This window comes from Hyphococcus lacteus, assembly GCF_041058985.1.
Lineage (GTDB): Bacteria > Pseudomonadota > Alphaproteobacteria > Caulobacterales > Parvularculaceae > Hyphococcus > Hyphococcus lacteus.
This window is the reverse complement of record NZ_JBEHZE010000001.1, coordinates 2,329,068-2,348,427: the sequence shown is the minus strand read 5'-3', so window position 1 is coordinate 2,348,427 and position 19,360 is coordinate 2,329,068. Positions and strand designations below refer to the sequence as shown.

The 19,360-nt window shown below is 50.7% G+C and carries 18 protein-coding genes, 4 tRNA genes and 1 pseudogene; 10 read left to right on the top strand and 13 right to left on the bottom strand.

The features are described from left to right. Nucleotides 1-39 precede the first annotated feature (39 nt). A complete protein-coding gene (locus tag ABFZ84_RS11155; RefSeq protein WP_369314092.1) occupies nt 40-1,746 on the top strand; it encodes a P-loop NTPase fold protein in 1,707 nt (568 codons plus the stop codon). A 72-nt stretch (nt 1,747-1,818) separates the two neighbouring features. On the opposite strand, the gene lpdA is transcribed toward ABFZ84_RS11155, so the two are convergent. Then, complete coding sequence (lpdA, locus tag ABFZ84_RS11150; protein ID WP_369314091.1) at nt 1,819-3,234, bottom strand: dihydrolipoyl dehydrogenase; 1,416 nt, start codon at nt 3,232-3,234, stop codon at nt 1,819-1,821. 114 nt (nt 3,235-3,348) lie between these two features. Here lpdA and ABFZ84_RS11145 point away from each other — a divergent pair, with 114 nt between their 5' ends. After that, on the top strand, nt 3,349-4,278 hold the full coding sequence (locus ABFZ84_RS11145; RefSeq protein ID WP_369314090.1) for a haloalkane dehalogenase: 930 nt from the start codon (nt 3,349-3,351) through the stop codon (nt 4,276-4,278). On the opposite strand, the gene ABFZ84_RS11140 is transcribed toward ABFZ84_RS11145, so the two are convergent. Next, a complete protein-coding gene (locus ABFZ84_RS11140) occupies nt 4,275-6,428 on the bottom strand; it encodes a penicillin acylase family protein (RefSeq protein ID WP_369314089.1) in 2,154 nt (717 codons plus the stop codon). The genes ABFZ84_RS11145 and ABFZ84_RS11140 overlap by 4 nt on opposite strands. Nucleotides 6,429-6,553: 125 nt before the next feature. Between ABFZ84_RS11140 and ABFZ84_RS11135 the strand changes: the two genes are divergently transcribed. Then, nucleotides 6,554-8,104 (top strand): alkaline phosphatase, encoded by a 1,551-nt coding sequence (locus ABFZ84_RS11135; RefSeq protein ID WP_369314088.1) that lies wholly within the window; start codon nt 6,554-6,556, stop codon nt 8,102-8,104. Nucleotides 8,105-8,169: 65 nt separating this feature from the next. On the opposite strand, the gene ABFZ84_RS11130 is transcribed toward ABFZ84_RS11135, so the two are convergent. Then, nucleotides 8,170-9,093, bottom strand: coding sequence for a branched-chain amino acid transaminase (locus ABFZ84_RS11130; RefSeq protein ID WP_369314087.1), 924 nt, complete (start codon nt 9,091-9,093; stop codon nt 8,170-8,172). Between the two features lie 194 nt (nt 9,094-9,287). On the opposite strand from ABFZ84_RS11130, the gene mazG reads away from it, so the two are divergent. From mazG to ABFZ84_RS11095, 7 genes are all read left to right on the top strand, one after another. Further along, complete coding sequence (mazG, locus tag ABFZ84_RS11125) at nt 9,288-10,097, top strand: nucleoside triphosphate pyrophosphohydrolase (RefSeq protein WP_369314086.1); 810 nt, start codon at nt 9,288-9,290, stop codon at nt 10,095-10,097. A gap of 166 nt (nt 10,098-10,263) precedes the next feature. Next, entirely contained in the window at nt 10,264-11,265 is a 1,002-nt protein-coding gene (locus tag ABFZ84_RS11120) for a cysteine synthase A (protein ID WP_369314085.1), read from the top strand. 15 nt (nt 11,266-11,280) lie between these two features. After that, nucleotides 11,281-12,126 carry a sulfurtransferase gene (locus tag ABFZ84_RS11115; RefSeq protein WP_369314084.1) on the top strand — a complete coding sequence of 282 codons (846 nt, stop codon included), beginning with the start codon at nt 11,281-11,283 and terminating at the stop codon, nt 12,124-12,126. Next, entirely contained in the window at nt 12,095-12,676 is a 582-nt protein-coding gene (locus ABFZ84_RS11110; RefSeq protein ID WP_369314083.1) for a GNAT family N-acetyltransferase, read from the top strand. Before ABFZ84_RS11115 ends, ABFZ84_RS11110 begins: the two co-directional genes overlap by 32 nt. 34 nt (nt 12,677-12,710) lie before the next feature. After that, nucleotides 12,711-13,874, top strand: a complete 1,164-nt coding sequence (metC, locus tag ABFZ84_RS11105) for a cystathionine beta-lyase (protein ID WP_369314082.1) — start codon at nt 12,711-12,713, stop codon at nt 13,872-13,874. Between the two features lie 9 nt (nt 13,875-13,883). Beyond that, nucleotides 13,884-14,207 carry a PEGA domain-containing protein gene (locus ABFZ84_RS11100; protein WP_369314081.1) on the top strand — a complete coding sequence of 108 codons (324 nt, stop codon included), beginning with the start codon at nt 13,884-13,886 and terminating at the stop codon, nt 14,205-14,207. Then, nucleotides 14,179-15,006: a hypothetical protein gene (locus tag ABFZ84_RS11095; protein WP_369314080.1), complete on the top strand. Its 828-nt coding sequence runs from the start codon at nt 14,179-14,181 to the stop codon at nt 15,004-15,006. The genes ABFZ84_RS11100 and ABFZ84_RS11095 overlap by 29 nt, the downstream gene beginning before the upstream one ends. A gap of 74 nt (nt 15,007-15,080) precedes the next feature. Here ABFZ84_RS11095 and ABFZ84_RS11090 read toward each other — a convergent pair. The 10 genes and pseudogenes from ABFZ84_RS11090 to ABFZ84_RS11050 all read right to left on the bottom strand — a co-directional run bounded on the left by ABFZ84_RS11090 (nt 15,081) and on the right by ABFZ84_RS11050 (nt 19,341). After that, nucleotides 15,081-15,157 (bottom strand) — tRNA-Arg (locus ABFZ84_RS11090). Between the two features lie 33 nt (nt 15,158-15,190). Next, nucleotides 15,191-15,267: transfer RNA gene (locus ABFZ84_RS11085), tRNA-Arg, on the bottom strand. 14 nt (nt 15,268-15,281) lie between these two features. Beyond that, complete coding sequence (locus ABFZ84_RS11080; RefSeq protein WP_369314079.1) at nt 15,282-15,590, bottom strand: ETC complex I subunit; 309 nt, start codon at nt 15,588-15,590, stop codon at nt 15,282-15,284. A gap of 246 nt (nt 15,591-15,836) precedes the next feature. Further along, nucleotides 15,837-15,913, bottom strand: a tRNA-Pro gene (locus ABFZ84_RS11075). Nucleotides 15,914-15,972: 59 nt separating this feature from the next. Continuing rightward, nucleotides 15,973-16,449 carry a DUF192 domain-containing protein gene (locus ABFZ84_RS11070; protein WP_369314078.1) on the bottom strand — a complete coding sequence of 159 codons (477 nt, stop codon included), beginning with the start codon at nt 16,447-16,449 and terminating at the stop codon, nt 15,973-15,975. Nucleotides 16,450-16,488: 39 nt separating this feature from the next. After that, nucleotides 16,489-17,031 (bottom strand): cold-shock protein, encoded by a 543-nt coding sequence (locus tag ABFZ84_RS11065; protein ID WP_369314077.1) that lies wholly within the window; start codon nt 17,029-17,031, stop codon nt 16,489-16,491. 201 nt (nt 17,032-17,232) lie between these two features. Next, nucleotides 17,233-17,685: a YbjN domain-containing protein gene (locus ABFZ84_RS11060; RefSeq protein WP_369314076.1), complete on the bottom strand. Its 453-nt coding sequence runs from the start codon at nt 17,683-17,685 to the stop codon at nt 17,233-17,235. A gap of 530 nt (nt 17,686-18,215) precedes the next feature. Further along, nucleotides 18,216-18,815: a LysE family translocator gene (locus tag ABFZ84_RS11055; RefSeq protein ID WP_369314075.1), complete on the bottom strand. Its 600-nt coding sequence runs from the start codon at nt 18,813-18,815 to the stop codon at nt 18,216-18,218. 53 nt (nt 18,816-18,868) lie between these two features. Further along, nucleotides 18,869-19,015, bottom strand: a pseudogene (locus tag ABFZ84_RS14780) (IS30 family transposase); the annotation flags it as partial. Between the two features lie 251 nt (nt 19,016-19,266). Further along, nucleotides 19,267-19,341: transfer RNA gene (locus tag ABFZ84_RS11050), tRNA-Glu, on the bottom strand. Between the last annotated feature and the right edge of the window lie 19 nt (nt 19,342-19,360).

Sequence of the window (19,360 nt, the reverse complement as noted above, 5' to 3'; positions counted from 1 at the left end):
TAATAATCTCAATATTAAAATTCTAAAACGGGAATTTCCATGACTGCGACCAATTTAGTTTCAAAAGTAATAGTGGAGTTTTTACGAACAAAAACGCCCGAGGTTCTTTGTATTTCAGGAAACTGGGGAGTTGGAAAAACATATCTCTGGAACAAAATACTCACTGAACAATTGAAGGACGGAAACAGTGGGTACAATGATCATGCATACGTTTCACTTTTTGGCTGCAATTCCTTAGAGAAATTGAAACTAGCCATTTTTGAAAATTCCGAATTTTTGAATGGATCCGACGCAAACCCAGTTGTGAATGTAATTTCAGATGGAAGTAAGTCCTTTTTATCATCTATTCAAAAGTCTCGCAACGCAGCTGCGGAGGCTCCAATTATCGGTGCATGGATAAAGGCAGGTTCAGGCCTATTCTTTGCGTCGGTACGCAATAGGATAGTTTGCATCGATGACTTCGAAAGACGTGGAGAAAACCTTCGGATTATCGATGTCTTGGGACTAGCGTCATTTTTAAAAGAACAAAGAAACTGTAAGGTCGTTTTAATTTTAAACGACGAGCGGCTTTCACCGGACGATAAAAAGAATTTCGAAAAACACTTAGAAAAAGTTGTAGACAAAAAAATTAGCTTCGATCCATCATTAGACGACTGCCACAAAATTGTTTTTGATAACGATGGTTACTTAGAAAAAACCCTCAGTGAACTATCAAAAAAGTTAGGCATTAAAAACATCCGAGTTCTCAAAAAAATAAAGCACTTCGGATCAATGCTCGATAATTCAGTTTGTGCAACTCATGAAGAAATTAGATACGCTGCTTTGCATTCACTTTGCCTCTTCTCTTGGATCGAACTTCAGCCGAGTATTGCCCCGCCAATCGAATTGGTATTCAAAAATCGGCACCCTGACCATATAGAAATAATGGAAACTCTATCTTCCGAGGAACCAAGTGAAAAACCAGACTCAAATAAATTGTATGATGAAATTTTGCGAGATTATGGCCTCACTTACATTGACGAGTTAGACGAGGAAATTTTAGCCGGCGTCAAAAATGGTTATTTTAATCACGAAAAAATTTGTAAAATAGTAGAACGGGATCACAGCATTCTGAAATCTAAGAAATTGAAAGACGAGTTTGCGAATGCGTGGCGACTATTCCATGATAGCTATAAAAACAACTTAGATGAAATCGTTTCCCGCCTCACTGAAACGACATTAAATATACTTGACAACATATCATTCCGCGACCTCGATTCATCGATAATATTATTGAAATCCCTTAAAGCTGAAGATGAAGTCAAACAGATTATAACACGTTTCAAAGCAAATAGAGTCGGCTCATATGATTATTGGTACAATGCAAACAACGAGGGATATAATGTTAAAGATAGTGATCTGAAGGCACTTATGATCACAAATGCTAATGAATCTGATAACAAACCCACCCCATTAGACATCCTGCTTGGACAAAACGAAGAATATATATCCGAGATATCTGCTAAAGCACTAAACGAATTATCAGTAGACAAACTTAAGTCCCTGCTAATTCAACTCGAAGGCGATAAGCTTCGGACCGCAAAACAACGGTTGTTATTTGCAAGCACAATTAGTAACCCCAAACCTCACGAGAAAAAGCTAACAGAAACCACCATTCAAGCGCTGAAAGAAATTGGTCAAGAAAACCTTATCAATAAGGTTAGAATAAAATATCATCACGGAATTGACGTAGATATAAAAACTTAACTCAACGCACTCACCTATTTCTCGGGCGGTTATTACGCCGCCCGATCAATATTCGCGCGCAAAGGTCAGTGATTAAATATGGATGACCTTGCCATAGGCGTCGAGCACGGATTCGTGCATCATCTCCGAAAGGGTTGGATGCGGGAAGATCGCGTGCATCAGGTCTTCTTCGACCGCCTCCATTGACCGCGCGAGGCCGAAGCCCTGAATAAGCTCGGTGACTTCCGCGCCAATCATATGTGCGCCCAATAGCTCGCCGGTTTTTTCGTCAAACACGGTTTTGACCATGCCTTCTGGCTCACCCAGCGCAACCGCTTTGCCGTTGCCGTTGAACGGAAAGCGGCCAACCTTGACCTTGTGGCCCTGCTCTTTCGCCTTGGCTTCGGTCAGGCCCACCGACGCGATTTGTGGGTTGGAATAGGTACAACCGGGAATGAGGCTGACCTTTAGCGGGTGAACGCCTTTTTGACCGGCGATCTTCTCAACACAGATTGTCCCCTCGTGGGAGGCTTTGTGCGCGAGCCACGGCGCGCCGACAATGTCACCAATCGCGTAAAGACCCTTAACGCCGGTCTCTAGCCATTCATTGACAACCACATGGCCGCGATCAATTTTCGCGCCCACAGCCTCTAGCCCTAAATTCTCCGTATTGCCCGTAATCCCAATCGCGAGGACAACCCGGTCGGCTTCTACGGTTTCGGTCTTGCCGTCTTTTAGTTTAATCGTGGCTTTGACGCTGTCTTTGCCTTTGTCCAGCTTTTCGACGGACGCGCTGGTGAGGATTTTCATCCCTTGTTTTTTGAATTGCTTTTCAGCGAATTTGGAAATCTCTGCGTCTTCGGCGGGCAGAATTCGGTCAACCATTTCGACCACGGTCGTCTCTGCGCCCAGCGCGTTATAAAAGCTCGCGAACTCGATACCGATTGCGCCGGAGCCAATGACCAGCAGTTTCTTTGGCATCACATCGGGGACCATGGCTTCTTTTGCGGTCCAGATGAATTTACCGTCCGGCTCTAGCCCGGCCTGTGGAATCGTCCGTGCGCGCGCGCCCGTAGCGACAATCACATGTTTTGCTTTGACCGTGGTCTCGCCGTCTTTGGTTTTGACCTTAACCGTTGGGGCATTGGTGCCCTTTTCCAGACGAGCGGTGCCGTTGATGACCTCGACCTTGTTTTTCTTCATGAGGTAGCCAATGCCCTTTTCCATCTGAGCAGAGACACCGCGCGAGCGTTTGACGACCGCATCAAGGTCAAAGCCGATACCCTCAGCTTTTAGGCCAAAGCTCTCAGCGTGTTTCATGTTGGTATAGACTTCGGCAGTACGCAAAAGCGCCTTGGTGGGAATACAACCCCAGTTCAAGCAGACACCGCCCAGTGCATCGCGCTCAATAATTACCGTTTTCATCCCGAGCTGGCTGGCGCGGATCGCCGCCACATAGCCGCCAGGACCTGAACCGATCACTACGAGATCACAATTTACTTCTGCCATTTATCACATCGCCTTTTTGTTATTGGTCTAGCTGCTGTTGAGCCTTGGGTCTTGCGCCTATTTGCGGGACTATAAAGACCAGAGACGTCAAGATTTCAACCGGAAGGAAAATATATGGCAATCAAGGCATTAAGAACCCCCGATGAGCGATTTAATACTCTTGACGCTTGGCCCTATGCGCCAAAATACGTTGAAGACCTCAAGGGGTATGACGGCTTGCGCATGCATTATGTGGACGAAGGGCCCAAAGACGCCGATGTGACGTTCCTTTGTATCCATGGCGAGCCATCATGGGCCTATCTGTTCCGCAAGATGATCCCGGTATTTACTGGCGCGGGCCATCGCGCCATTGCGGTCGATATGTTTGGCTTTGGCCGTTCCGATAAGCCGGTGGATGACGACGTCTATCGCTATCATTTCCATCGCGACTCGCTGCTTGAATTTGTCGAACGGTTGGACCTTAAGAATGTGTGTCTGGTGGTGCAGGATTGGGGCGGCGTTTTGGGTCTGACCCTGCCTATGGAAGCGCCGGATCGGTATTCGCGGCTTTTGGTAATGAATACCGGCCTGCCGACCGGCGAAAATGCGGGCGAAGGTTTTGCGGCGTGGCGCGCGTTTAACCGCGCGAACCCTGATCTTAATGTGGGCGGCCTGATGAAGCGCGCGACGCCGATCCTTACTGACGCTGAGGTCGATGCCTATAACGCGCCCTTCCCCGATCAATCTTATAAAGGGGGCGTACGGCGTTTTCCTGAGCTTGTGATGTTAAAAGAAGGTCCTGACGATGACCTAACCAAAATCGCCAGCGAAGGTGTTGAAACCTCTCGCAAGGCGCGGGAATTTTGGTCCGAGCAATGGTCGGGCGACAGTTTCATGGCCGTAGGAATGCAAGACCCTGTGCTTGGCCCACCAGCAATGGCGTTCTTGCGCTCGATCATCAAGAACTGCCCGGAACCAATGGAAGTCGCCGAGGCTGGGCATTTCGTGCAGGAATGGGGCGAGCCTATCGCCAAGGCTGCGCTCGAAAAATTCGGTATCGCCTAAGGTGTCTGTCCGGGGCGATAGTCCGCTGTTGCCTCGGACAACAATTCTTCAAGCTCCATTGGCGGTGATTTCCAGTTTTCATCTGCAAATAATGGGGCCTGATCCGCATAATGCGGCGATGTTTCATCAAGTGTCGCTGCACCATATTGATGAATGGTTTTGATCGATACATCGCGTGGTCCAGACCAATCCGCATAAAGAATATAGCTATCGCCGCCAACAGCCTTTAGCGGTCCTTGGGTCAGGTCACCATCGGGATAGATCGCGCGCAAGGTGTCTGGCCCACCATTCACCGGCAATGATTGCGCGCCGCGTTTGAGCCGCACAACTTCACCCCATGTCGGGTCAACACGCCCAAAACCTGCCCGCAAATCTGCGGCGGTTTCGCGGAATGCTGTTAGATAGTCTGGCGTCTCAACATTTTCGTCGTTGAGTAGGCTCCCCCGCGCCCGTTGCGCCGTAAGAACCGCCAATGGCGCGCCGCGACTATCGGTCGTGACAGCACCGTCCCAGCCGCGCAGTACGGATATTTCCTCAGCTTTGCTATCGCTATCGGCATTTGTGAGGACCGAATTGACGACCTCCATCAAACGCGAACCCTCTGCGTAACGATTATCGAATTTATACGCGACAAATTCCTCCGGGGTAATAGACGGGTCGGTGCCGTAAAGTGCCTGAATGCGAATTCCGCGATTGGTGGTTCGCTGATCAACACCGTAATGGGGCGGGAAATTTTCTGATTGGGGGTTATCCTCTGGGCCAGAAGCGGCGAATGGCGGATGATTGGCATTCACCACATAGCCGGAGTGCGGCATGACCACTTGCGGCACCTCGTTCAGCTTGCGTGTACCGCGCCACAACAATGCAGGGTCGTCGCCGGGCTGGACCTTTGACCAATTAACGCCCGCCTCGCGAATGGGCAAAGCGGCGTTGTAGTAATAGGCGATGATACCGTCACCGTCGGCGTAAACCACATTAAAACTAGGGATCGCGAGCATCGACAATGCGTCACGCCATTCGGTGTAATCGCTTGCCCGGTTCATTCGATACCATTGCTCTAGGGTTCGGATGTCGTTCGCGCCCGCATAAGAAACCGCAAACACGCCATTGTCCGTTACGAACACTGGTCCGTGAACAGATTTTATGGCCTTCCGAGTTACTGGGAGGCTTAATGGACCGAACAGTTTTACGCGAAATTTTACTTTGCGAATATCAAGATCGCGCCATTCGCCATCAAACATATATCGTTTAGGGTTTTTGGCGTTATCGACCTCGAGCGCATAAACATCGACAAGGTCGGGTTTATTGACGGTAAAGGCCCACCCTAAATCCGGCCCCGCCCCATGCAGGATTAGTGGCGCGCCCGGAAACAATCCGCCAATCATGTCCCAGCCCTCGTCCGATTTGACCCGCGCTTCATACCAAGCCACCGGCCCCTCAAAAGGTTGATGTGAATTGACCATCAGGCGCGTATGGCCATCCGCCGAGCGAGACGGCGCGACGGCCATTGCGTTCGATCCGGTTTCAAATCCGCGCGGCACCTGCAAAAAGGCTTCGCGGGTTTGTTTCGCAGCCTCGGCCAGCTCGACGTCGCCCTCGAATATTTTCGTGAGTTGTTGATCAAGCCCATAGAAAAACGGCGTACGCGATGTGAAGCCCGCAACAATATCTTTGCCGGTCACCGGGGCAGCGCCATGCGCGCATCGGCGCTTTTCCTCGGCGCAATAAAGATTGATCCCGGCGGCATAAGCTTCGGCGATTGTGCGCGATTTGGCCGAAAGATCCGTTTCATACTTCGTTTCGATGGATTCTTTGATGCCTAATGCTGCGATAAGATAATCAGGGATCGCAGCTGCCTTGCCATTGCGTAGCGCTAGCTGGCCCCGCGAAAAGAAAATCACTTCCTCAATCGTTGCCCAGTCGTCCTCTGCGTGGGCGTAAGCAAGACCAAAGGCCACATCAGCGTCTCGTGCGCCGTAAATATGTGGCACCCCAAACCGGTCGCGAATAACCCGTGCGTCATAGGCACTCGCGGCCTGGAGCGCAGCATCTGTGTCAAACGCTTGGAATTTGGGCGTTTTCAGATAGGAGAATGCGGCAACTAATCCCGCGAAAATCAATGCTCCGATCCAACGTATCCAAATCCCCATTGATGTATTTCCCTATTCATAACGCCCGAGCGTAGCCCGCGCCGATTATCATGATATTGTCATGGTTTTGTAATCCGAAACCAATTTATAAAGCAGCTAAATAGAAGCCGTAAGGAAATGCGCTAATGCTTAGATATGCCGCCCTACTTTTGTGCACGGCCAGCCTAGGGGCTTGCACGCAATCAACCATTCTTAGCTCAAACACCAATAATCCAGCGCCCAAGACCGGCGATTATTGGTATGATGGCGCTCAGGATACACTTGCGCAACGCAAAACGGTAAAGCCCAATAAATCACGGGCAAAGAACGTCATCCTGTTTATAGCCGACGGCATGGACCCAACTACCGTTGCCGCCGCACGCATATATGACGGGCAATCGCGCGGCGAAGAAGGCGAAGAAAACCTGCTATCATTTGAACGGTTTCCCAATCTAGCCATGTCGAAAACCTACAACACTGATCTCCAAACGCCGGATTCAGCGGGAACCATGTCAGCGATGGCCACCGGGTACAAAACCAAGGGCGGCATCATCTCTCTCGATAATACCGCCGAACGCAGTGATTGCGCATCCAGCCTGAACGCGCACGCGCCAACATTAGTTGAGCTTGCAGAACGCGCCGGCATGGCAACTGGCGTCGTATCGACGGCGCGCCTGACCCACGCGACACCGGCAGCGACCTATGCACATTCACCAGATCGTAATTGGGAAAGTGACGCCAATTTGCCTGAAGGCGCATTTGAAATGGGATGCCGTGATATTGCGAGCCAACTCATCGATTTCGAATATGGTGACGGCGTAGACATCGCACTTGGTGGCGGACGGTCAAACTTTCTGCCGACCGATTTCAAAGACCCCGAGGACGAAGGCAAATTCGGCATGCGCAAAGATGGCCGTAACTTAGCGGCCGAGTGGATGACCAAGTCAAACTCCCATGTTTTCATATGGAACGAAAAACAATTCGACAATATTGATCCGTCTACTGATCCTAAAATCCTGGGCCTGTTTGAACGCTCTCACATGGAATATGAATTAGACCGCCCCGAAGATGACAATGGCGAGCCATCACTCGAAAAAATGACGCGCAAAGCTATCGATATTCTATCGCGCAAAGAAAATGGTTATGTGCTCGTGATTGAGGCTGGCCGTGTGGACCATGCCCATCATGGCGGCAATGCCGCGCGCGCCCTTCGCGATGCGCAAGAGTTTTCACAAGCGATTGCTGCGGCGCGCGCCATGACCAACAAAGACGATACGTTGATCATCGCAACCGCAGACCACGGTCACACACTTAGCTTCGCTGGCTACCCTGCTAAGGGGAACGACATTCTTGGCCTCGCGGCACAACGGAACGATGATGGCGATCTCGAACCGCTGAAAGGGTTAGACGGTAAGCCATACACAACCCTCGCCTATGCCAACGGCCCCGGATCTGTGTTCAGCAAAAATCCCGACCTCACCGATGGTCGTCCAGAGCTAAGCGCCGAAGAAGTCGCCGACCATGATTTTCTACAGCCCGCTTTAGTGCCGAGCTATAGCGAGTCCCATGGTGGACAGGATGTAACAATCTACGCGTCTGGTCCTGGCGCCTATCTATTTAGCGGCGTCGTCGAACAGAATTATATCTTTCATGTGATTGATGATACGCTAAAACTGCGCAAGCGCGCTGGCGAATAAGCCTCGCGAGAAACACAAAAAAAGCGGGTCAATCGGACCCGCTTTTTTATTGATATGATTATATTTTATGCGACCGGGTCGAGCCAGCCCCATTCGTCTTTGGTCTCGCCTGTAAACAAACCAAAGAACATTTCCTGAAGTTTTGACGTAACCGGACGATCACCGCTGCCGACGGTCAATTTATCTACCGAACGCACTGGCGTGATCTCTGCGGCTGTCCCCGTAAGAAACATCTCGTCTGCCGCATACATACTCTCGCGTGCGATTGTCTGTTCGATAACTTCATAGCCAGCTTTTTTCGCAAGCGTCATAACAGTTTCCCGCGTGATGCCCGAAAGGATGGAGGCCGAAGCTGGCGGCGTGATGATTTTGTTCTTCATGACAAGGAACAAGTTCTCGCCTGCGCCTTCGCTGACAGTACCATCATGGGCAAGACCTATGCCTTCGGCAAAACCACGGTCTTTGGCTTCCATAGAAACCAAACGGCTCGACAAGTAATTGCCGCCCGCTTTAACACCCGCCGGCACCGTACCCGGCGCAAAACGACGCCAGCTCGATACCGCAACGTCGATACCCTCCTTTAGGCCTTCTTCGCCGAGATAAGCACCCCAAGGGAATGCAGCCACCGCTATATCAGATGGTGCTGCCTTTGATGCTGGACCCATCTCGCCATAGCCGAGATATGCCACCGGACGAATATAAGCGCTGTCGAGGCCGTTCTCGCGCACAACGTCGCGGCAAACCTGCATCAGCTCTTCGACGGAATATTTCATGCCGATCTGATATACACGCGCAGAGAAATGAAAACGCTCGATGTGTTCCCGGTTACGGAACACGCACACACCTTTATCTTTGGTGTTATAGGCACGCATGCCCTCGAACACTGATGTTCCGTAATGCAGACCGTGGGTCAATACATGGGTGGTCGCTTCCGCCCAAGGGATCATCTTGCCGTTTCGCCAGATCAGCTTAGCTTCCTGAATAGGCATTTCTCTCGTTCCTTCTCGATGCGCCAATTTATAAGGCTTATGGTCGGTTGAATGGCGGAGAGCGACAGCAAAATCAAGCGGCAAGCCAAAACAACGCCCCAAATAGTAGCCTCTGGGGGGAATACCTATTATGCCAGCCTCAAACAGCAGATTTGACCACGCCATCGCATATCTCCCGCAAATTGAGGATCTTCATGTCCAAATCCGATGCCGACGCAAAAAAAATAGAGGGCTTGCTAAATGTGATGACCGCCCTGCGCGACCCCAAAAATGGCTGTCCATGGGATATCGAACAGGATTTTGAAACGATCGCACCCTATACCATCGAAGAAGCCTATGAGGTCGCGGACGCCATTGCGCGCGATGATATGGCCGGCCTCAAAGAAGAGCTGGGTGACTTGTTGTTCCAATCGGTGTTCCACGCCCAGATGGCGCGTGAAAAAGGTCTTTTCACCTTTGGCGATGTCGCCGACGCAATCACCCAAAAAATGATCCGCCGACACCCACATGTCTTCGGCGACGAGACCATGCGCACGGCAGAAGAACAGACCGACGCATGGGAAAAACAAAAGGCCAAGGAACGTGCCGTCAAAGGCAAAGATGGTCTTCTCGCTGATGTTCCTGCCGGTCTTCCGGGCCTCACCCGCGCGGTTAAACTACAAAAGCGCGCAGCGCGTGTGGGGTTTGATTGGGACAATGCCCGCGACGTTCTCGACAAAATTGCCGAAGAAACCGAAGAATTAAACGAGGCGATGCAATCGGACGATAAATCCCACATCGAAGAAGAATTTGGTGACCTACTTTTCGTGCTCGCGAACCTTTCACGACATCTTGATATCGACCCCGAAGCAGCGTTGCGCGGTGCCAATCAAAAATTCATCAGACGTTTCAGCCATATCGAAGCGCGCATGAATGAAGACGGCAAAAACCTCAATGATGCCAGTCTCGACGCCATGGAAACGCTTTGGAACGAAGCCAAAGAAATAGACAAATCCAAGGGATAATTCCTCTCTGCACGGAGGAGCGTGCCCCAAAATAAACCCGCAACCGCATGATATCTCTATGCGTTGTTAGAATTTTTGAATTCAATCCCTGACCAGATGCGGGCATGGTGCCGTTTTTTTGCTATGATGGCCAAATTGGCCGCAATCCTGTCCGGAGACGCGTAACATGACCACCAGCCAGTCCCTCATTGACCTAATCGGCGGAACGCCGCTGATCCGTCTAAAACGCGCATCAGAAGAAACCGGCTGTGAGATTTACGGCAAAGCCGAATTTCTAAATCCCGGCCAATCGGTCAAAGACCGCGCGGCCTTGGGCATTATACGCGACGCCGAAAAATCCGGTGCATTGAAACCCGGCGGCGTCATTGTCGAAGGCACTGCGGGCAATACCGGCATAGGCCTTGCCATGGTGGGGGCGGCCCTCGGCTATCGCACCCAAATCGTGATCCCCCGCACCCAGAGCGAAGAAAAGAAAATCGCCCTGCGGCTTCATGGTGCCGAGCTGGTTGAAGTTGATGCTGTCCCCTACGACAACCCCAATAACTATGTCCATTATTCCCGCCGTTTGGCTGAGAAACTCGCCGCCGCAGAACCGCATGGTGCAATCTGGGCGAACCAGTTCGATAATGTCGCCAATCGCGATTTCCATATTGCAACCACCGGCCCAGAGATTTGGGAGCAAACCGGCGGCAAGGTCGATGGCTTTACCTGCGCGGTTGGCACTGGCGGAACCTTGGCCGGCGTGGCCACGGCGCTCAAAGATCGCAACAAAGACATCAAAATTGCCGTGAGTGATCCCGGTGGTTCAAAAATCCATGATTGGTACAAATCGGGTGCCTTAACGAGCGAGGGCGGATCGATCACCGAGGGCATTGGGCAGGGCCGCGTCACCGCCAATCTCGAAGGCGCGCCAATCGACGATGCATTCCGCATCCACGATTCCGAAATGCTAGAAACGTTGTTCCGCCTTGTGACCGAAGAAGGTCTCTGCCTTGGCGGCTCTTCGGGCATCAACATTGCTGGCGCAAAACAACTGGCCCGCGAACTCGGGCCCGGCCATACCATTGTGACTATTCTATGCGATTATGGCCACCGATATGCGTCAAAGCTTTACAACCCCGAATTCCTGCGAGAAAAAGACCTTCCCGCGCCACCATGGCTTAGCTAACCTTCGAGGATACACATGACCGATTTTGGACCGCTGATCTCAACTGACGACTTAGCGGCCAACCGGGATCGGTTCAAAATCATCGACGGGTCTTGGCGCATGCCCGGTAATGGTGATGCCATTGAACACTACCACCAGGAACATATTCCGGGTGCAGTGTTTTTTGATATTGACAAAATCGCCTACCAAGAAACTTCGCTAACCCATATGCTGCCGCCGCCCGGCCAATTCGCCGAGCAAGTTGGCGCACTTGGCCTAAGCGAAACCGACCACATTGTCGTCTATGACGAGGCAGGTATGTTTTCAGCCGCACGCGTGTGGTGGAGCCTTCGGGCCATGGGCCATAAAAACGTTGCGGTGCTTGATGGCGGCCTGCCAAAGTGGAAGCGCGAGAATAATCCGGTAACGGATGATGTAACCATTGTTTCGCCAGCGGAATACAAACCGTCGGCCACCCCGTCGCGCTATGCCTTTGCCCATGATGTCCGCGACGCGCTGGCGGCCAAGATGTCCGTGGTTGATGCCCGCCCCGCCGATCGTTTCGCGGCACGCGCGCCAGAACCGCGCCCCGGCCTTCGTTCAGGCCACATGCCCGGCGCAGTGAATTTGCCATCGTCGAGTGTGGTCGATGGGGCCTCCGGCCAGATGAAATCGCCAGCCGAATTGCGCGACCTCTTTTTAGATCTGGGCGTAGACCCCAGCGCCCGCGTCATTACAAGCTGTGGATCAGGCGTCGCGGCTGCTATATTGTCTCTTGCATTAGAAATTATCGGTGCGAATAACCATGCGGTCTATGACGGATCATGGGCCGAATGGGGAGACGAAAAGAATGACGAGCAATTATTCCCAGTTGTCGATTAACCCGCTGAGCAGCAATCAGATTGCGGTGACGATCACCTATCTGGAACAGACCGAACGCCCTTCGCTAAATATGCCCCCGGCACCGAGCTTTGGCCCGCGCCGCAAGACTGCGTTGATGCGCGTTGAAAAGACCCCAGTTCATTTCTATCGCTATCTTTATGACCTCGTAGGTGCGCCATTTAACTGGGTCAGCCGTGTCACCATGAGCGACGAAGACCTCACGACGATCCTTCACGATGATGATGTCTATTTTTACGTCCTTTATGTGGGTGGCGCACCGGCCGGTCTCGCAGAGATTGATGCGCGCGATCAAAAATCACACGAGTTGAAATTCTTTGGCCTCGCGCCTGATTTCACCGGTATGGGGCTTGGGCGATATTTCATCACCAATATTCTCGATCTAGCGTGGTCACGCGGGCCAGAGCGCCTAAAGCTTGAAACCTGCACGCTCGATCACCCGGCGGCGCTACCGCTTTATCAAAAGTTCGGCTTTCACGTTATCGACCGCCGCAAAGGCTTCGTCGAACGCCTCGCGCCCAAAACAAACTAAGTCCCTTCACAAACAAAAGCGCAGAATTATTCTTATGAAAGACAAGACAAAACTGACCATCGCGGGCCGCCCGCACCATCGGCCCGCACACCCCGTCAATATGCCGGTGGAGCGCGCTTCGACATATCTCTTTCCAACCTATGATGATTATCTTGAGGGCGCAAAAAACATCACCTATGGCCGGCTTGGCACGTCCTCACACCGCGCCTTTGAGGAGGCCGTCAATACGCTGGAAGGCGGATTTGAGACGCGCCTCGCACCATCGGGCCTTCAGGCCTGTATCGCGTCGATCCTCGCTTTTGTTAGCGCAGGCGATCATGTGTTGATGACTGACTCTGCCTACGACCCGACGCGCAAATTCTGTGATAACTTCCTTAAGCGCTTTGGGGTCGAAACCACCTATTACGATCCGATTGCAGATGAAGCGACCATGAAGTCGTTGATGCGCCCAAACACCAAAGTCGTTTTCGCTGAATCGCCCGGCTCTTTGACATTCGAGGTTCAAGACCTACCCATGCTTGCGGCTGTGGCCCATGCGGGCGGAGCAAAGTTGGTTGTCGATAACACATGGGGCGCGGGCTATTTTTATAAGCCTATTGCGCTCGGTGCTGATGTATCGGTTCAAGCGGCCACGAAATATCTGGTGGGCCATGCTGATTGTCTGGTGGGCACGTTATGTTCCGCAGACGAACAAACTGCACGAAAAATTTATTTTGCGCTGCTTCAGATTGGTTCCAACGTCTCTGCCGATGATGCCTATCTCGCGCTTCGCGGATTGCGCACGCTATCCGCGCGGATGGAGCGCCACCAGGAAAACGCAGCCGAGTTGATCAAATATCTGAAAAAGCGCCCGGAGGTCGAACGCATCGTCTATCCGACCCAGAAATCATGCCCAGGTCATGCAGTCTGGAAACGCGATTTCACTGGCGCTTCCGGCCTGTTTGCGGTGGTGCTTAAGCCAACGCCACTCCCCGCGATCAAAGCATTCTTTAACGCGCTCAAGCTGATTGGCATTGGTTTTTCATGGGGCGGCTTTGAAAGCCTTGCGATTCACTCTGACCCACGGCCCAATCGCACGGCGACCACATGGGACGAAGAAGGCCCACTGTTCCGTTTTCATGCGGGGCTTGAAGATGTGGACGATCTGAAGGACGATCTGGAACGGGCCTTTATCGCGATGACCGGTGCAAATAAATAGGGGTGAGATATGCGTGTTTTGGTAAGTACCATTGCGGTTCTAACGCTTAGCGGCTGTCAGACCATTGACCTTGGCAATCTGACCGGCCCCGGTGAAACGCTGACCATCAACTCCGCCCCCCAAGGGGCGCTGTTGACGCTTTATGATTACGGCGAATGCGAAACCCCCTGCACCATCAAGATCAACGAACAACGCAAAGCGCGCATCGCAAAAGCTGGGTTCAAAACCCTGGAGCTAACCCTTCAACCCAGCCGTAAAGCGGTCACCATCCCGCTCGAACTCGCCGCCGCCAGCGAAGGCGTCGATGAAGTTGCGTTGCCGGAATTGGATTAGATGTGCGCCAGCGCATCATAATTTTTCGATGTTTTGTGCACTCTGCTTAAAAAAAATTGAAAATACACAGCTCCATGCGAAAGCTCCTAAAAGCAAGGAACATGTGATCCCTTTTGCATGGTATCCAGATTCAACGCCTGAAACGGTTCAGCGCTGGACCGTTCCAAGCCACGAAGATTGCAATGGTTCATTTTCTGGAGATGAAGAGTATGTCTTTCGAAAACTCGCTTGTATTTGCGATCCCAATGATGAAGCAGCAACAGGCATTTGGGATAGAGCTTTACGGGGAATGCAACCCGAAAAAGGACGTAACTTAAGAGACCAACGAAGTAGAGCGCGAGCTTTTGAAAAATTTATGAAGGATGTGAGACCTGCCTCGAAAGCATCCGAGCAAATGCTAAAAAATAGCCTACGCGGATTAACCAATACGACACTAGCTCAAAGCTTACTTACTATCGATAGCGATAAGCTAGAACGTGTAATGACTAAAATCGTAAAATGTATTTCCTATTGGATCAACAAAAAACCACCGGATAAAAGTGCCGTCATAAAACATAGGTGGTTGGGTTTGAGTCAATTAGTTGATGAAGGTTTTTCTTATTGTAGTAATGGCCAACTTCATGATCTCGGTCCAGGCATTAAAATAAAACATCGTGCAATAAAAGAATCAGGTGTTCATGCAGAAGAGATAGTTATTTTTCTTTGGCGATCAGTTATCATCCACGCAATCATCTATTGGGACCTTTCCCATAAATTCGTATACGCTGATCCAGTATTGCTTAATAATTTACAGAAATAAATTTCTAAAGCAGTACTTGTCAAACGTGAAAATAGCTTCTTCTGCCCAAAAGGCGCTTAAACGATCTATAGAAATGGCGACCCCGGTAGGATTCGAACCTACAACCCTCGGCTTCGAAGGCCGATGCTCTATCCAGTTGAGCTACGGAGCCATTATTTAATCTGATAGCGCCTTATTCGATAAATGGCGACCCCGGCAGGATTCGAACCTGCGACCATCGGCTTAGAAGGCCGGTGCTCTATCCAGCTGAGCTACGGGGCCAATTCTTGCCGTCCTTAATGGGTCCAAGGTTTGCGGCGTTGGAAGGCAAAATTGTCTGAATACGCTTTTGGATTAGGGATTTGTACGCGCGGCGCATCAATCCGGAACGGCAGTTTGTTTCGCTCAGCATAGGCAACAGCCTCTTCTTGGCTGTCGAATTTCAAACGAACCTGACCCGATGCCGTTTCGTCGGCGCTGGTCCACCCCATCAAAGGATCAATTCGGCGCGCGGTCGCGGCTTCGAATTCCAGAACCCATTGTGTGGTTTTCGCCCTGCCAGACTGCATGGCGGTTTTCGCCGGCTTAAAGATGCGTGCGAACATGACGCCTATCCCGCTTTATCTGGGGTCCGAAAGCCAAGCCCCCGGACGAGAAGTTCCAACTATCCCTCACGCTCTGCCTTTAATCCCTTAGCATGGCGCGAAACCAAGCACTTACACGGGCCCATGGCGCATATCAAGCGCAAACCACGCCAGAAAACTGAGACGAAAAAGCGTTTCACAGCGATGACACGCACGCTAATTGGGCGCGTGATTATGCCTGAAATTTCATGGAAACCGCTTTTCGCATGGTCGGGGCGGCAAGATTCGAACTTGCGACCCTCTGGTCCCAAACCAGATGCGCTACCAGGCTGCGCTACGCCCCGCATGCGATTGCGAGCGAGTGACATGGTTCATCTTGGCGCTCTTGTAAAGACCTAAATAGCTAATTGTTGAAAAGAGGATGTCGCACCGCGTCGCCAGCCTTAATTCCGAGCTTTTCAAAGGTCCCGCCATTTACCTCAAGAACCGACAGCACCGGCACCCCCGAAGAGACGCTTTCTAGCGAGCGCGGCGTTGTCATGGGGGCGATTCGGCGAATCACACCCTTCTCGTCGATAAAAGCCATATCGAGCGGAATGAGCGTGTTCTTCATCCACATTGAAATCGGTTGGACCTCTTCAAAATCAAACAGCATTCCCGCATCCGCCGGCATGTCGGTTCGGTACATCAAGCCGGTTCGGCGCTCTTCATTGTCATCGGCCAGTTCCACATAAAATTGGTGTTCACCCGCTGCGGTTTCGATCACAAGCTGATCGCGGCCACCGCCGGTCGCACCAACCCGATCACTACGTGCACAGCCCGTTGTGATGAACAACGCCAAAACAACATTGAGAATAATCAGATTACGGATGATACGCATGTTTGCCAACCCTCAAGACAAAAGCCGACAAATTCCCGTTCAGTTTTCGGGGTCCGGCTTTACTTCTATTGCAAGCAGCCCCTTGGAGCCGGCCGCGTAAGAAACCTGAACGCGCGCCCCTTGAACAAGCTCACCCATTCCATAACGCCGCAATGTTTCCATGTGAACAAATATATCTTCGGCGTCATCGCCACAGGTCAAAAACCCATATCCTTTTGCACGATTAAACCATTTTACCGTGGCACGTACAAAATCACCGGCTGGAGTTTGCGTTGGCATTGCTGCCATCACTGGCACCGCAGCGGCCGTTGATTCATCAATGGTGATGACTTTCGACGCCTGCAAACCCTTTGCGCGCCGCACAACTTCACATTCCACGGTGGAACCTTCGCGCGCGGTTGTCATGCCTGCTTCTTTTAAGCACGAGGAATGAATAAGAATATCGCTATCGGTTACATCGGTAATGATGAACCCATATCCTTTAGTCGGATCAAACCACTTCACCACGCCCTTAATGGTAAAGTGCTCTTCTGTGTCAGGCGTGTTTTCGTCATCACGCGATACGTCGAACCGCTCGTCCATGTGCTCTTGGTACCCCCGTCGCGCCCTAAGCCACTTTGTTATTATGGTTAACTATAGTGCAGTCTCAGAAAAAGGCTAAGCCCTTCACGCAAAAAATGCACTATTTTAGTATGTGATTACAGCTTTTTCCCGGTGCAGTTGTGGTGATTAGATAACATTACTGCAAAGATGGTCAAAATAGAGCGCACTCAGACGAATTGCCTACGCAATTACCTGCGACTCAAGATGATCCATGAAAGAATTGATGAGCATCAAAAACACATCGAAATCTGATTCGATGTTTTCTATTGATGCACCGCCCGCACCGTTTCGATCCATCTGCAATGTGACATCGCCATCTTGGTCGATATAAACGCGGCCAAATTTCACATCATTATTGAATTGGTTCAACACTTTATAGCTGACGTTTTTGCCATCTACTTCGAACAACCAAGCGCGGTAAGAGATGTCACCGTCCGGTCCCTGGATATCAATGCGCACATCATAATTTGCGACACGAACAAACAATGTGTTCGGCCCCATATCCTGCACTGCATAACCCTGCGTTGAGAGTTTTTGCTCGATTTCGTCTTTTGAAACCTTGGCGGCAAATGCCGATGATAGCGGCGCAAATGCCATTACGATGACAACTGCAACTGCGAGAAATCCCCTCATGGACCTTACCCCTCCGGTCTAACGCTATTAACTATGATTAATAGACGTCAAAATTGCACCAAAATCAACGATGGAGTGGGAAAAGCACACAATCAAAATATTAGGCAAAATATTAGGATTTCCGGCTAGCGGCTGTGTTTTTGATCGGAAATTTGGGAGATTTGGTAGGCTCTCGGGGTTCCGCCATTGATAACGGATTCAATGGCTTATTTGAGAAACACTACCGAAAGCACCCGCATATTCCCTAGCTGTCCGAGCTATAGCGGCAAAAAACGTCACACAGCACCACGCCACCTAAACGCAATATTGCAGCGTTTCTTCCGGCGGCCGCATCGAAAGAAAGACACCGTAAACTCTTACGATTCTAATTTTCTCATCCACCGACGTACATTTTTTATTGTACTTGAATTCAAATCCCTCCTCACCGAAATCGAAGCGCATCATTTGGTTTAAATGCGTGCTGACCGATATGTATTCTATCGGCCAATGAGCGCTTTCTATGGCGGGCTAAAAGGGCGACGCAACTCAAGTTAATTCATTGTACTCCAGACACTAAACGCCACCACAGTAATCATTGTAACAGCAAATAAAATCCTTAGTGGACGTCCAAATCTCGCACTCGAAAAGAACGGCGATAGAGCGCTTCCGGCAATCAACCAGAATGCATCAACAAACAGTGCGACAGCCAAAATAACACCGCCTGTTGTCACGAGTGCGAGACTGAGCGGCTCGATAGACAATGAAAACGAACTCAGGATCGCAGTAATTGCTGCGTAGGCCTTGGGATTCGTCAGATTCAGGATAAACCCATCTCGGACAGTCGGAATGCGAGTTTTTTCAGTGGTCGAATCAATCGGTGAGTTCGCGATTTTCCAAGCAACGTAGCCAAGGTATGAAATAGAAAAGATGAGAAGGATATTTGCTATGATTTCGCTTTTTGAAATCAACGCGGTGATCCCAGCAACTGAAGCTATGACGACAAAGGACAGCCCAAAAAGTATGCCGACCAGGAATGGAATTCCCTTGCGTACACCAAAACTAGCTCCTGCCCCAGCCAAGGCGATCGGTACAGGCCCTGGAGACCCGAGCAACGCAACAGAGATCATCGTTAAAGCAACCAAACTCTCCATATTTTACCCAATACAATCTTGACCAAATACGCTCTGAAATAAGGGAAACAGTTCTATATCAGTGTTGCGAAGCCTAATGTTTTTCTAAGGCGTTCGTTTAGCTCTCGAGTGATAATATTGAGTTTTGCTTGGGAATGAACTGATAATTCCGTTACCTCAAGAAAACTCCCTCGTCGTAAACAGTTCGTATTCTTATTTGATCAGCTGCATCGCTTGGATCGAATTTAAAAACAACAGCGAAACCCCGCGAACGGCATAAGCTCCGTTCGCAATTAATAAAATGATAGGCATGACGAGACAGCAGCCCAGAAGCTTTATTCATAATGAAAAAATACATTAAGACACGCGACTAAGAACATCTCGTCGACTTGACCGAACTTGTCTTTAAAAAGGGCGGAACAAAACCGGAAAGTGACAAACAGGCTGCTAAGGCATTGTTTTATATGGCTAGTGGTAGGCCCTAGGGGAATCGAACCCCTCTTTTCAGGTTGAAAACCTGACGTCCTAACCGATAGACGAAGGGCCCACACAAGCTGCCGCTGTGG